9 protein-coding genes are annotated in these 13,929 nt (G+C 59.9%); 1 reads left to right on the forward strand and 8 read right to left on the reverse strand.

The genetic code is table 11. From position 1 onward, the window contains the following. Positions 1-205 precede the first annotated feature (205 nt). Genes AACY11_RS06520 through AACY11_RS06530 form a run of 3 tightly spaced genes read right to left on the reverse strand, consistent with a single transcriptional unit; the run spans position 206 to position 1,970 of the window. On the reverse strand, positions 206-877 hold the full coding sequence (locus AACY11_RS06520) for a GNAT family N-acetyltransferase (RefSeq protein WP_339431501.1): 672 nt from the start codon (positions 875-877) through the stop codon (positions 206-208). Positions 878-889: 12 nt separating this feature from the next. Further along, the gene (locus AACY11_RS06525) at positions 890-1,336 is read right to left on the reverse strand and encodes a GNAT family N-acetyltransferase (protein WP_339431502.1); all 447 of its coding nucleotides are present in this window, start codon (positions 1,334-1,336) and stop codon (positions 890-892) included. 10 nt (positions 1,337-1,346) lie between these two features. Beyond that, positions 1,347-1,970 carry an FMN-binding negative transcriptional regulator gene (locus AACY11_RS06530; protein WP_339431503.1) on the reverse strand — a complete coding sequence of 208 codons (624 nt, stop codon included), beginning with the start codon at positions 1,968-1,970 and terminating at the stop codon, positions 1,347-1,349. A 92-nt stretch (positions 1,971-2,062) separates the two neighbouring features. Between AACY11_RS06530 and pdxR the strand changes: the two genes are divergently transcribed. Then, positions 2,063-3,616, forward strand: a complete 1,554-nt coding sequence (pdxR, locus tag AACY11_RS06535) for a MocR-like pyridoxine biosynthesis transcription factor PdxR (protein ID WP_339431504.1) — start codon at positions 2,063-2,065, stop codon at positions 3,614-3,616. Here pdxR and AACY11_RS06540 read toward each other — a convergent pair. The 5 genes from AACY11_RS06540 to AACY11_RS06560 all read right to left on the reverse strand — a co-directional run bounded on the left by AACY11_RS06540 (position 3,573) and on the right by AACY11_RS06560 (position 13,412). Next, positions 3,573-8,159 carry a dermonecrotic toxin domain-containing protein gene (locus tag AACY11_RS06540; protein WP_339494178.1) on the reverse strand — a complete coding sequence of 1,529 codons (4,587 nt, stop codon included), beginning with the start codon at positions 8,157-8,159 and terminating at the stop codon, positions 3,573-3,575. The two genes, pdxR and AACY11_RS06540, sit on opposite strands and share 44 nt — an antisense overlap. 155 nt (positions 8,160-8,314) lie before the next feature. Further along, the gene (locus AACY11_RS06545; protein WP_339494180.1) at positions 8,315-9,340 is read right to left on the reverse strand and encodes a histone deacetylase family protein; all 1,026 of its coding nucleotides are present in this window, start codon (positions 9,338-9,340) and stop codon (positions 8,315-8,317) included. Between the two features lie 328 nt (positions 9,341-9,668). Next, entirely contained in the window at positions 9,669-10,664 is a 996-nt protein-coding gene (locus AACY11_RS06550) for an AraC family transcriptional regulator (protein ID WP_339431507.1), read from the reverse strand. 122 nt (positions 10,665-10,786) lie between these two features. Next, entirely contained in the window at positions 10,787-11,791 is a 1,005-nt protein-coding gene (locus AACY11_RS06555) for an asparaginase (RefSeq protein ID WP_339465171.1), read from the reverse strand. A gap of 169 nt (positions 11,792-11,960) precedes the next feature. Continuing rightward, positions 11,961-13,412, reverse strand: a complete 1,452-nt coding sequence (locus AACY11_RS06560; protein WP_339431509.1) for an alanine/glycine:cation symporter family protein — start codon at positions 13,410-13,412, stop codon at positions 11,961-11,963. Between the last annotated feature and the right edge of the window lie 517 nt (positions 13,413-13,929).

Below are 13,929 nucleotides of genomic sequence, written 5' to 3' on the forward strand. Positions count from 1 at the left end.
AAATACGCTATTGAGGCGTGATTGACCAGCGATTGAAAAAGTGGGGTCTGAAATAAGCCTGACCGTTGCCGAACGCACTGTGCTTGTTGAAAACATACAATCGCCCGTTTGGGATGAAGATGGGCGTGGTGCGAATTCGGCGAGATGTCCGTTAAACATCAAAAGATCGCTGCCTGCCAGGCTGCGATCTTTTGCTTTCAGACGCTCAGGAGCGGCACTCGACCAGCCCTTTCACCTGCCCGTCAGGCGTCTGGTTTTCATCGCACAACCACCGCTCAAACCCGGCCGCAATCGCTGGCCACTCACCATCGAGAATCGAATACCACGCAGTGTCGCGGTTCTCGCCCTTGACCACCATGTGCTGGCGAAACACGCCTTCGAAGCTGAAACCCAAGCGCTCGGCGGCGTATTTGGAGCGGGCGTTGCCGTTGTTGCACTTCCATTCGAGGCGACGGTAGCCCAGCTCAAAGGAGTATTTGGCCAACAAGTAAACCGCCTCGGTGCTTTTCGGCGTGCGCTGCATCGGTGCACCGAAGGTGACGTGGCCGATTTCGATGCGGCCCTGGGCCGGGACAATCGACATCAGGCTGAGGATGCCTTGCACCTGACCTGTGGCGCGGTCGATGACGCTGAAGAAATACGGATCGCTGCTGGCCGCGTGGTTGCTCAGCCAGGCATTGAACACGCTGCGCTCAGGGAATGGGCCGTAAGGCAGATAGTTCCACAGTTTCGGGTCGGCGCCGGGGCCTTCAAGGGCGTTGAACAGCTCGTCGGCGTGACGGGCCGGGTCGAGTCTTTCCAGGCGAATGAAGCGGCCTTCGATCAGTGTGGTCGTGGGGGCGGGGACACCTTTCCAGTCGGCCAGTGAAGCAGTCATGTGTGTCTCTCCTTAAAGGGCTTTGCGAAACTGGATGAAGCCTGGGCGTTCGGCGATGCGCTCGTAGAGCTGGATCGCGGTGGCGTTGGTTTCGTGGGTCAGCCAATGCACTTTGGCGCAACCGTCAGCCTTGGCCGTGGCGTAGACGTGTTCGATCAGCAGGCGACCGACGCCGGTGCCGCGGGTTTCAGGCGCCACCAGCAAGTCTTGCAGGTAGCAGGCGTTTTCGATGCTCCAGTTCGAGCGATGGTAGATGTAGTGCACCATGCCCACGGCTTTGCCATCGGCCCAGGCGAGGGCGGCGTGGGTTGGCTCGCTGGGGTCGAGCAGGCGCTGCCAAGTGCTATGGGTTACGGCCTCGAGCAGCTCGGTGTTGTAGAAACGCAGGTAGGTCTGCCACAGCGGCAGCCAGGCGGCGTGATCATTGGCGGTGACTGGGCGGATCTCGATCTGACTCATGGTGAATTCCTTAACGCATCAAGTGGGCGAGGGTTTGATCATTGATGTCGGGGCTGGCGGCCAGGCCTTCGCGCACGCCGGCAATGTCGGCGGGGCTGCGGTTCTGGCTGAGCTTGCGCTTGCCTTCCAGTCGGTCGATGGGAATGGCAAAACCGACGATGGCCTTGAGCATGCCGTCGATGTAATCGGCGGGGGCGTCGTCAACCTTCCACGGTTGCGCGCGGCCCGCTTCATGGCGGTCGGTGAGGGTGCTGACGATGTCGAGCAGCCGTCCGCCGTCGCTGAAGGTTTCGGCGTGGCCGTAGGCGTGCACCGCGATGTAGTTCCAGGTTGGCACGACTTTGCCGTGCTCGGCCTTGCTCGGGTAAAAGCCCGGGCTGACGTAGGCGTCCGGGCCGGCAAAGATCAGCATCGCTTGAGCCCCGTCGCGCAAGTCTTTCCACTGTGCATTGGCCTTGGCCAGATGCCCGTAGAGCGTGCCGTTCTCGCCTTGCTCGCAATGCAGCAACACCGGCACATGGCTGGCTTGCAGACCGTTTTCGCCGTGGGTCACCAGAATGGCGAGGCGGGTGGCGAGGATCAGTTCGTGGAGTTGCGACAACTCGTCGATGGCAAAGGCGCGGGGCGTGTACATGGGGAAATTTTCCTTGGCGAATGCCTGCATCCTAGGCAGGCTATTGGTCTGTTGTAAGAGCCATTGACGACCCATTTCATAGGTCCATTGCCATGCCTGAATCGCCCACGTTGTCCATGCCCTTCAATCCGGCGGGTATCGAGCTCGACCGTCGCTTGGGCTTGACCCGCCAGCTCTATCAGGCGCTGCGTTTGCGTGTGCTGGACGGGCGCCTGTGCGGCGGCACACGCCTGCCGGCCAGCCGTGATCTGGCGGCGGCGCTGGGCATTTCCCGTAACAGTGTGGTGCGCGCCTACGATCAGCTATACGCCGAAGGCTTTATCGAGGGGCGAGTCGGTGATGGCACCTACGTCGCGCAATTACCCCAAGCCGCGTTATCGGCGGAAAAACTATCCACAAAAGTATCCACAGGGTTTTCAACAGGCTTGCCCACAGACTTATCCACAAATTGGCTGGATTTACCTGTTGATCCGTCCAGTAAAGTTATCCACAGCGATCCGCTGTGCCGGGTCAGAAACAATCATTTACCCAAACCTCCCAGTGGTCCGCCCCGCGCATTTCGAGTGGGCGTTCCAGCCTTCGATCTGTTCCCCTTTGACGTGTGGGCCAAGCTCAACGCGGCTTTTTGGCGCAAACCCGATCTTCAGCAACTGTGCTACGGCGACCCGGCTGGCGATGCGCGTTTGCGCGGTCTGATTGCCGCTTATTTGCGCAGTTCGCGTGGCATGCAGTGTTCGGCTGAACAAATTGTGATCACCAGCGGCGCACAGCAAGGCATCAGTCTTTGTGCACAGCTACTGGTGGCGCCGGGTGATGGCGTCGGTATCGAAAATCCGGGTTACCGAGCGGCCGGCCATGCGTTCGCGGTGGCGGGTGGCCGTTTACACGGTATCGCCGTGGATGAAGAGGGCATGGATTGCTCGGCGCTGTCGGCAGCCAGTGACTGTCGCGTGGCTTATGTGACGCCGTCGCATCAATACCCGACGGGTGTGGTGATGAGCCTGGCGCGACGGCTTGAGTTGCTGGCCTGGGCCGAACGCACCCAGGGCTGGATCATCGAGGATGACTACGACGGTGAGTACCGCTACACCGGCGCGCCATTGGCACCGTTGGCGGCGCTCGATCGACAGGGGCGAGTGCTGTATGTCGGCACCTTCGGCAAAGTCGCGTTCCCGGCGTTGCGACTGGGCTATCTGGTGCTGCCACCGGGGCTGGTGGACGCGTTCTCGCAACGCCGGGCAGTGGACGTCCGGCATTCCGAGGTGAGTACGCAAATGGTGATGGCCGAGTTCATGGCCGCCGGGCATTTCCAGCGCCATATCCGGCGTATGCGTCGGGCAGCCCTCAACCGTCGCAATGCATTGCTGGACGGCTGGCCGACGGCAATCGCCGGTGTGGGCAAGCTGCCGGCGGTGTCTGCCGGGCTGCACCTGACGGTGGCCGTGAACAGCATCGAGCGCGAGCAGCAATTGGTTGAACAAGCCGCCCGCGTGGATGTGGAAATCAACGGCTTGAGCCATTACTGGCTGCCCGATTCCCTGACTTCAGCCGATCAGCGTGCCGGACTGGTGCTGGGCTTTGCCGCCGTGCCGGAGCCTGGGATCAGAGCCGCACTGATGCGTCTGCGACAGGCGTGGCAGGTTTGAAAAACAGGGTTTGCGCCAATGTACTGCCGATCTGGCTGCGATAGATTTCGATCAGTTGCTGGTTACTTTTGTTGCGCAGGTCAAGCTTGCCGCCCAGGCGCCGTTGCTGGAGGGTTTTCATGTGCCCGGCGGTGAACGAAGCGGACGCGTCGCTGGCATTTTTATAGTGAAAGTGCGCATACCACAGCACTTTTGCGGTTTTGGCGTCGCTCACTTCATATTCGTCGAGGAAGTCCTTGTCCTGCCCCTTGAGGCTGCGCCGGGTGACCGTTTGCGTTATCTGCACCTCTAGCTTGTTTTTGAGCCACTCCACTCGGGCTGCCGTCGGAGGTTGTTGTTTGATGATCCTGATGCGGGCACTGGTGCCTTTTTCGTAGAGTGCGGTTGCCGCATTGCTCAGTGCATGACCGAGAGCGGCCGTCGGATGCTTCGGGTCGACGGTCAGATTGGCGGCCGTCATTGCCTCATCAAGCGCTTCGCCGGCTTTGCGCAAGCGCTCGGCTTCCTCATGGTAGATCTCCTCAATCTCGACCGGGATACGTTGACCTCGTTTGATGCGCGCCTCGGTGCGCCGGTAGAACGCCGCCAGGCCATCGAGTAATGCTTTTGCGTGTTCGACCGCTTTTTTGATGTTCGGTCTGGCCTTGGCAGGTTGGGTTTTGGTGATGCCGTGTTCGACCCATACACCGGGCGATTTTTCGTGAAACGTGGCAATAACGCCGGTCAGTTCTCCGCGCACCTCGACCAGTTCGGTGTCTAGGCCATCCGTGCTTTTTTTCCGTTCCCCAACGAGCGTGCCCTTGAATCTGGTGCTGATGATCTTGCGACTCGACGTCGGTTTCGCTGGGCCTGGCAACGGCTCCAGCAGATGTTTATTGCGCAGCAGGTCAGCCAGACGCACGTCTGTGTGTGCTTTGAATTCGATGACCCGAGTCCGTACATGCCCCAGCCGAGTGGTCTGGAGTTGATCGGGAAACTCCGCGACTAGGTCGGCAAAACGTTGGTCCACCGCGGCAAACTGCTCGGAAACGTTGCTCAGGGCTTCGATTCGATCGCGCAAGTTGCTCAGGCTCTCATCGGCGGTCAGATTCATCGAGCTCTGAATATTCAGCGCAGCATCCTCGATGAGCGTTTCCAGTGCCTGTTGCGCGTCTGCCCGAGTCGCGGTCTCGCCGGGCTTGACGCAGATCTCTTGCCCAAGACTGATCTGCAACAGCTTGAGGTCATTGAGGTCGTAGCTCGGGAGTGCCTTTCGATAAGTTGAAACGGTCTCTACGGCTTCTTTGCCGAGCAGCTCGAGTTCTGCGAACCGGGCATGGGCAGCCTCGATCTTTTCGATGATGCCTTGGGTTTGATCGGTGATGTTTTCACAGGACTGGATAAACTTTTGCGGTTCGACATGGGTGTGGTCAGCGATCATCGAGATGGTCGCGTTCACATTGGTCTGAAAATCGGTGTTGTGCTGGCTGAGCCATTCCTGCCCCAGAAACAACAGCATCTGCAGGCGTTCGATCATGACTGTCCGATAGTTGGGCACTGTCTGTTTGCGGTTCAGTGACTTGATTTTCTCGACGTTTGCCGCGTACGCCTTGTCGAGCGAGTCGAGGGTGTCCAGGTACTTTTTGCCAACGGCTTCGTCCACGGTCGACGATGTATCGTGCATTGCGTTATGGGCCGCGTCGAGTTGACTCTGCTTGTCTGCCATCGTGTTGTCGAAAGCTTCGATTTCGGCAATCAGTGCCTGTACTTTTCTGAGGTTCTTGCCTCTTTCCTGTTCGCGCCCACTGCGCAGTCCACCGCCACGCAGGCGCAATCTCAGGTCGATGATCCATTGACCGCCGGCGGTGCGGGTCAGCAACGGCCCCGCGAGGGTGGGGTGCCGGCGCGAGTCGATGATCTGTACGTCCTGGTTTTCGTTGATCAGTACTTCGAACCAGCGGTCGCCGACCGATGCGTACCATTTCTTCTGTTTTGCGTAGAGGTGGCGATGCACGCCTTCGTTGGCTTCGGCGCCGAGTTCTTTGGGTTTGTCGATCTTGAAACTGTCGAGCAGCGCTGCAAGTGCGACGGGGGAGCGCTTCAGTGCGGTCACCGTATTGAGCGACATGTCATGAGCGACAGGCAGTTCGGTGCCGGCCATGTCCGGCAAACGCTGCGGTTTGATGGTCTTGGGGGCGGACGTTACGGGTGGCGTCTCTTCTGGCGTCGTCGCAATCGATTCATGCTGCGGCTTGTTCCCGACCGCTGCACGATGGGCCAGTACCATGCCCAAGGCGAGGAGAATGTCGGCGATTGCTGTCCAGGCAGTCTTGTCGGTCTGTTCATTCTCGACATCGCTGATTTCCTGCAAATCGTCCATGATCTGCCAGATCCACGCTGCCGTGCCGGCACTGCGACCGAGGAATGGCAACGCTGCATTGAACACCATCCAACCGCCGCGTTTAAGTGTCGCCCAGCGTGCCTCCGCATCCGATACCGATTGCCGTTCGGCTTGTGTGATGACGGCCTGGACGTTGCTCTCATACAGTGTTCCCCGCACATCGCTCTCAATCGCAGCGGTCCCCAATGCAACAGGCCCTGACATGTCGAACGCGGTGGTCGGGTTCACCAGCAGTTGCGGGATCGTCCACACCGAGGGCAGCCTGGCGGTGAATACGAACTGGCTGTAATTGAAGCGCACATCGTCCGGCAACCAGGCGAGTACCGACTCGCGAAGCTGTCGCGAATGCTCGATGGCGTAGAGCAGGTTGGCGTGGCCTGGATACTGGATCAGCGCCATTTCGAACAGCGGTCGATAGAGTACGCAGGGGCCTTTTTCCACTTCCCTCGGACCGATGACAAACATGTTGTTGACGACATCCGTGCGTGAACTGCTGCGGTGGGCGATGAACGACAAAGGCCGAATGACAATTTCCTCGCCATCGATGTGCCGCTGCTCTGCGGTGTTGCCCAGTGCTGCGGCGACATATCGGTACCCTTTTTCATCCATGCCTGCTTTGCCCTGGATCTTGTGTTGCAGCGCCAGGAGCGGCAGTTCTATGGGTAACTGGCTGGTGTAGAGCGCTTGCAGTTCGGACGCTTGCCGGGTGTCGTCAATCAGCAATTTTTGCAGGTACTGCGGGTAGGTCTTGCCGATGTCGACGGTACTCACCAGTTTTTCAAGGTAGGTCACGGTCAGCCAGTCTGGTAACGCGTGGTCGCCGTTGTAGTGCACGGTTTTATTGCCCAGGGGCTGGCCCGCCAGGTTTTGCAGGGCCAGTTCACTGAGCGAAAGCGTCTGAGTCTGAATATTGCCCGGCAATACGAACGTGCCCCATACCACCAGGCTGGTGATGGTGATCTGGAGGTCATCGATCTCGATCTTGTCCGCTGTCGGATGCTCCTTGAGCATCTGCTGCTTCAGGGCCTGGCGGGTGAATTTTTGCAGGCTGACCACTTCGCTCTGGAACGTTTTTCCCTGGTTGGAATGCTGCACCGTCGTCAGATCCAGCAGGTGTCGGCTGTAACGGGTTTGATCGGCGGGAAGGGCATTGTCCAGCCAGGCGGGCAGTAGCGGCCCCAGACGATCTGTATGCGGTTTGAGACGCGGTGTGGCCCGGGTGGTGGTCGCTGAGCCCTGGCGAGGGAAGAGGTTGTCGAGGGTCGAGTCTTGAAAAAAATTGATCTTGCCCAAGGCTTCGGCCTCCAGGGCGATCAGTGTGCAGGCCTGATGATCGAAGAAATGGCCCTGCGGCTCGACCAGTCGCCACTTCAGGCCAGCACTGGAAACGCTCTGCCAGAACTGCGGCAGGGCTTCGCCGAATGCATCCAGCGAGTCGAAGCACTGAAAACCGTGGACCACCGAGTGGGTAAGAACCACTGTGCGCTTTTCGACAGTTCCGATCAGCACGGCACAATCAAGCAGGGTCAAGTGTTCCGGGTGTTTTGCGTCGTCCCGGTCGAGGTCTATCAGGCAGGCGCGAGTCTTGTAGGTGTCGTTGAGACGTTGTTGTTTGTCCGGGTTTTGGTAGACGGCGTGGGCAATGGCACGCTGGTCGGCATCCCAGCCAAGGCTGGCGTCGACGTTCCACAGATTACGCAAGGCATCGGACATTTTTTGCCAGCGCGGCTGTCCCGGATACGTGAATTCATCCCAGTAGTCGACGTGTTGTTCCTTGAAGGCGATGAACAGCAAAGGCGCCAGTTCGTTGAGCAGCAAACCGATGGCGTCGATCTTGACCGGCAACTGGACAGCCGTCTGGATATCGGGCTGCAAGGTCAGAAAGTGTTCACCATCGAGGTAGGTCTCCGCCGTGCCGGACAGGCCCAAGCGTACCAACGCATCAGTCAGCGATTCGATCTGAGGGCGGCCGGGAATGACTTTGTCGTTCTGAATGATCCAGGTCGGTTTCACGACCATCGCCAGTTGCGGGTCGATATTGAGGTCCGGGTACAGCGTCTTGAGTGCCGGACGCAATGTCTTTGTGGCGACTTCTCGCACTGAGGGGCCGGTCACCAGTTGGGTGACTACATCAACGGCACTGGCTGAAGAATGTTCGGACATGGGCAACACCTGCTCTGATTGGGGGGCACGCTTAAGGGCGTCGAATCAGGGCAAGGTAGAGGCCGCGTTTCAGCGGTGTGCGGTACATACATCTCGCAGACAAAAAAAGACCCGCCAAAGCGGGTCTTGCCGTGCCAATCCGTTTCAGGCGCTTTTTATCGTTCAAACCCTTCAAGCACGTTCACCGCGTTGATGCCGATTTCCTCCACTGCGTAACCGCCCTCCATGACAAACAGCGTTGGTTTGCCGAGGGCGGCAATACGCTTGCCCATTGCTAGGTAGTCGGGGCTATCGAGTTTGAATTGCGAGATCGGATCGTCCTTGAATGTGTCGACACCGAGCGACACCACGATGATGTCGGCGCCGTAGCGGTCGATCTCGTTGCAGGCCTGTTCCAGCGCAGCGCTCCACATGTCCCAGCCTGAACCGGCGGGCAGCGGATAGTTGAAGTTGAAACCCTCACCGGGGCCTTCGCCGCGTTCATCATCGTAGCCGAGGAAAAACGGAAACTCCGCTTCCGGGTGGCCGTGGATCGAGGTGAACAGTACGTCGCTGCGCTCGTAGAAAATCGACTGGGTGCCGTTGCCGTGGTGATAGTCGACGTCGAGGATCGCGACTTTTTCGTGGCCCTGATCGAGGAACGCCTGCGCGGCGATGGCGGCGTTGTTGAGGTAGCAATAACCGCCCATCAAGTCGCTGGCGGCGTGGTGTCCCGGTGGGCGGCACAGGGCAAAGGCACCGCGCGCCCCCCCCTGAATCGCCGCTTGCGCGGTCAGTGCCACTTGCGCTGCGCTATAGGCGGCCTGCCAGGTGCCGGCGGTGATCGGCGCGCCGCCGTCGAAGCTGTAATAGCCGAGTTGGCCGTGCAGGCTGGTCGGTTTGATTGCGCGCAATGTGCGGGCAGGCCAGGTGTAGGGCAGCAGATCGCCGTCGGTGTTGAACTCGGTCCAGCGCGCCCACGCACCCTTGAAAAACTCGAGGTAATCGCGGCTGTGGATGCGTGCGATGGGTTCAAGGCCGAAATCCTGGGGGGCTTGGACCGGGCCCAGGTGTTGGTTCTGCACGCGTTGCAGCACGTGGTCGGCGCGCGAGGGCATCTCGAAGCAAGGCTTGAGCTGGCCATCGATCAGTTCGCAGCGGCCATGGTGCAGGTGGTGATCGTCCGAGTAGATCGTCAGCATTTGTTGTTCTCCGCAGGGCTGGTTCGGTGGCCTCAAGTGTTGCGGCGTACAACGATTCGGAGAACGGCAGGAAAGGCCAAAAGGGGATTGATATGGCCAAAAATCATGACCGCAATTGGCCCCTCAAGCCTGCATCAGAAAAATGCGATCCCACAGAGATTTGTGTTCAAGCGGTTGGGACGAGGTTGTCCAGCACACGGTTGCTCGCCGGTTCACTGAGCATGGCGAAAAACCTGTGGGAGCGGGCTTGCTCGCGAAGGCATCGTGTCAGTTTATGCATCAGGTGACTGACACGGCCTCTTCGCGAGCAAGCCTGCACACTGGAATCTCAGTGCGGCCTGAACTGACTCGGCGCCACGCCGCTCCAGCGGACGAACGCATGGCGGAAACTCGCGGTCTCGCTGAAACCCAGGTGTTCAGCGATGCGGTAGATCGGCAGTTGATCTTCACAGAGCATTTGTTTGGCTCGTTCGAAACGCAATTCGTCGAGCAGTTCCTGATAGCTGCTGCCCATGTCTTTGAGGTGCCGACGCAAGGTGCGCGGTGAGCACTTCATTTGCTGCGCCAGCCCCTCAAGCCCAGGCGCGGCGTTCAACTGGGCGCTGAGCAATTGGCGAATTCTTCCCAGCCATGCCTGACGCCCTGTGAACTCGAGATTCTGTTTGCGGCAGCGTTCGGCCATGGCCTGATGAGTAATGCTGTCGGCCAGGGGTAACGGTTGATCGAGCCAGTGCTTTTCGAACGCAAAGGCGTTGTCCTTGGCGGCGAAGTGCAACGGGCTGGCGAAATGCTCGGCGTAGCTGTCACGGTAATCCGGCGCCGCGTGTTCAAAGCGTGTGGCGAGCAGCGGTAGCGGATGACCGAGCAAGTCGTCACAGATGACTTTCAGTGACACCAGACAGAATTCGGCATTGAACGCGGCCATCGCCGGACTCTCGCGATAATCGGCCGCAACGAACCAGACGCGCTCGCCGTCGTCCTCAAGGTTCAGCTCGAAAAGTGTTCCCAGCAACGCCGGATAACGGATCGCCAAATGCAAAGCGTCACCGAAGGTGGCACAGGTCAGGAGTGCGTAACCAAGCATGCCGTAGCAGGAAACGTGCATGCGCCGGCCCAGTTCCAGGCCGATGTCGTGCTTGAGTGCGACCGCGTTGGCGCAGACCTGCATCTCCTGATTGGTGGTGATGCGCGTATCGGCTCGGCTCAGATCCGCCGCACTGATGCCACTGCCGGCCAGCAGCGCCTGGCTCGACAAGCCTTCGGCGTTGAAGGTGTTGAGTATCAGGGAGACGGCGTTGAGGGTGGTGAGGTGGGAGTGGAGCATCAGTGTCTTCCAGCCAGGGGATGCTGGAAAAGAGAGCAAGTTGTGTGCCGCGACGCTTGTGGTGTCAGTCCGATCCAGCCCTCACCCTCTGGGAGAGGGTGAGGGGCGGTCCAACGCCATGCTCAGACCAGCTCACCACACAGGTCGAGTTCGACCAGTCGGCGGACTTCAGCGGTTTCCAGGCCTGCACCGAGCAATCCGTTCAACTTGCCGAACGCGGCCTCACGGGTCATGCCGCCACCGGACAACACACCAACGCCCCGCAAGCGACTGCCCGCCTCGTAAACGTCCAGTTCGACGCCGCCTTCATGGCACTGCGTGACCGCCACCACGACCACGCCGTTGTCCCGCGCGCGGGCGAGGCTGGCGAGGAACGCCGGATTGTCGCTCGGCCCGGTACCGCTGCCGTAGCACTCCAGCACCAAGCCCTGAATGCCGCTGTCGAGCAGGCCATCGAGGATTTGCGCACCGATGCCGGGGAACAGTGGCAACACGGCAACATTCGCCAGTTGTTTTGGCTGGTTGTAATTCAACGCCGCTGGAATCGAGGTGGCTTTCACGCCGCCGCCCTGACGCTCCAGACGCTTGAATGGATGACGGCCGAAGCTGCGCACTTTTGCGCAACGGGTCGGTGCCAGCCGTTCGCCGTGGAAGTACAAGTGCACACCCGGCGCCAGGCCTTGGCCGAGGACAACCAGTGCGCCGCTGAGGTTTTCCCAGGCATCGCTGTCAGTAACGCCGGCCGGCAGCATCGAGCCGGTGAAGCACACGCGAGCGTGCAGGCCGAGCAACTGGAAGCTCATCGCCGCCGCGCTGTAAGCCAGAGTGTCGGTGCCGTGCAGGATCAGCACGCTGTCGCAGCCTTGCCCATCAACGGCGTCGACCACCGCTTCACGCAGTTGCTGCCAATAGGCCGGGGTCATGTTGGCGCTGTCGATCAGCGGCGACATCTCGCGAAAGCGCCACTGCGGCACGACCAGTTCAGGCTGGCTGTGCAGGTACTCGCGCATCCGCGCTTCGAAACCGGACGCCGGGGCCAGGCCATTGGCGCTGGCCTGCATGCCGATGGTGCCACCGGTGTACAACACCATGACGTGCTGGGCGGCAGGATAAGTCGAAGGGTTCATAGGATTCTCCGAAACGATGAGTTCCTTGTGGGAGCGGGCTTGCTCGCGAATGCGGTGTGTCAGATACAAGAATTTTGACTGACACATCGCATTCGCGAGCAAGCCAGCTTCCACAGGCATTGCATCACAATAACTGACGGGCGCAGAGGATGCGCCCGTCATTCACCTATCAGCGTTGCGCTGCAGGGACGCCTTGCGGCTCGGCTTGCGTCTTGCCGGTAGCGGCAGACGGGTTGGCCGGCCAGGCTTTGCGGTCCAGGTCCAGATCCGGGAACTTGCTCGAATCGAATACCGGGGTCTTGATGCCGGCCGAACGCTGGTCATCGTAGTCCCGCAGGATGCGCATGCCGACCTTGAACAGCAGGAACAGCGCGATCAGGTTCACGAACGCCAGCAGGGTCATGGTGATGTCGGCGAAGGCGAACACGGTGCTGAGGTTCTCGATGGCACCCCAGAAGATCAACACCAGTACCAGCGCGCGGTAGCCGATCAGCGCCTTGCGGTTTTCACCGATCAGGAAGCGCAGATTGCTTTCGCCCAGGTAGTAGTTGTAGAGAATCGAGGTGAACACGAACAGCGCCAGGGCCACCGAGATGAACATCCGGCCCCAGTCACCGACCACGGCGGCCAGCGAGTTCTGGGTCAGGGCAATGCCGTCGCCTTCGAAGCCCGGGGTGTAGAAACCCGAGAGCAGGATCAGCAGCGCGGTGCAGGTGCAGATCACGAAGGTATCGAGGAACACGCTGAACGCTTGCACCACACCTTGTGCCACCGGGTGCTCGACCGACGCCACAGCCGCCACGTTCGGTGCACTGCCCAGACCGGCTTCGTTGGCGAACACACCACGCTTCACGCCCATCACGATCGCGGTGCCGATCAGGCCGCCGAAGGCCTGGTCGAGACCGAAGGCGCTCTTGACGATGGTCATCAGCATGGCGGGTACTTGGTCGATTTGCAGCACGATCACGTAGATGGTCACGCCGATGTAGATCAGGGTTTTCACCGGCACCAGCAGGTCAGCGACCTTGGCGATGCGTTTGATCCCACCGATGAACACCAGGCCCAGCAACACCGCCAGGCCGATGCCTGTGTAGGTGGTGTCGAAGCCGAAGGCATTGTTCAGCGAGTGGGTCACGGCGTGGGCTTGCAGGCCGTTGAAGGCGAAACCGAAGGTCACCAGCAACAGGAACGCCATGACCATACCCAGCCAGCGCTTCTGCAGACCGTGCTGGATGTAGTAGGACGGGCCGCCACGGTAGGTGCCATCGGAGTCGGTACGTTTGTAGAGCTGGCCGAGCGAGCATTCAAAGAAGCTGCTGGACATGCCGACCAGGGCGGTGACCCACATCCAGAACACCGCACCCGGCCCACCCAGGGTCACGGCGATGCCGACGCCCGCGATGTTGCCTGCACCGACGCGGCCGGCGAGGCTGAGCATCAGGGCCTGGAACGAGCTGAGTTGCCCGGCGCTGCTTTTCAGGCTGTCGCGGAACACCGCGAACATGTGGAAGAAGTGACGAAATTGAACGAAACGCGAGCGAATCGTGAAGTAGCTACCGAGCCCGACAATGAGCACGATCAGTACTTTCCCTGAGAGGAAGTCGTTGATGACTTCGAGCATGGATTTATCCTCGCTGTTTTTTGTGTAAGCAAATACTGGATGGTAGAAACATCGTGTTACACCGGCGTGCATACGGCACGACGGGTGAGGCGATGATTTCGTCCCGGATCCATTTCGCGGGTTTGTTATTAGTTCGGGTTTCGCATGGGTTATGGCCTCGTTACCGACGACCGCTCACGCGAAGAGGGGCGGCACTATACCTATCAGTGCGGCGCCCGTCTGCACGGTTGTGGTGCAAGCGACGAAACGAAGCTTTGAAACACCCGACGTTACCGGCGCCGGGCTTGTGCAGGGACTGCTGTCTGTGGGGGCGGGCTTGCTCGCGAATGCGGTGTGTCAGGTTCATTTTGGTCGACTGACACGACGCCTGCGCGAGCAAGCCCGCTCCCCCATGAAGCAACCCCCAGACATACGGGTCTCAGGGTCAGAGCGTTAAAAAAAAGGGCCTGGGGACTGATCCCCAGGCCCTCAAAAGGTGAGAGGTGTCTAGTCCCTCGACCTGGTGAGCGGTGCTACA

Source organism: Pseudomonas sp. RA_105y_Pfl2_P56 (assembly GCF_963970845.1).
In the GTDB taxonomy this organism is placed as follows: domain Bacteria; phylum Pseudomonadota; class Gammaproteobacteria; order Pseudomonadales; family Pseudomonadaceae; genus Aquipseudomonas; species Aquipseudomonas baetica_A.

Bases quoted from the DNA above. Each gene is read 5' to 3' on its own strand.
- AACY11_RS06540 (WP_339494178.1), bottom strand. From the start codon at position 8,159: ATGTCCGAACATTCTTCAGCCAGTGCCGTTGATGTAGTCACCCAACTG.
- AACY11_RS06520 (WP_339431501.1), bottom strand. From the start codon at position 877: ATGACTGCTTCACTGGCCGACTGGAAAGGTGTCCCCGCCCCCACGACC.
- AACY11_RS06560 (WP_339431509.1), bottom strand. From the start codon at position 13,412: ATGCTCGAAGTCATCAACGACTTCCTCTCAGGGAAAGTACTGATCGTG.
- pdxR (WP_339431504.1), top strand. From the start codon at position 2,063: ATGCCTGAATCGCCCACGTTGTCCATGCCCTTCAATCCGGCGGGTATC.
- AACY11_RS06525 (WP_339431502.1), bottom strand. From the start codon at position 1,336: ATGAGTCAGATCGAGATCCGCCCAGTCACCGCCAATGATCACGCCGCC.
- AACY11_RS06545 (WP_339494180.1), bottom strand. From the start codon at position 9,340: ATGCTGACGATCTACTCGGACGATCACCACCTGCACCATGGCCGCTGC.
- AACY11_RS06530 (WP_339431503.1), bottom strand. From the start codon at position 1,970: ATGTACACGCCCCGCGCCTTTGCCATCGACGAGTTGTCGCAACTCCAC.
- AACY11_RS06555 (WP_339465171.1), bottom strand. From the start codon at position 11,791: ATGAACCCTTCGACTTATCCTGCCGCCCAGCACGTCATGGTGTTGTAC.
- AACY11_RS06550 (WP_339431507.1), bottom strand. From the start codon at position 10,664: ATGCTCCACTCCCACCTCACCACCCTCAACGCCGTCTCCCTGATACTC.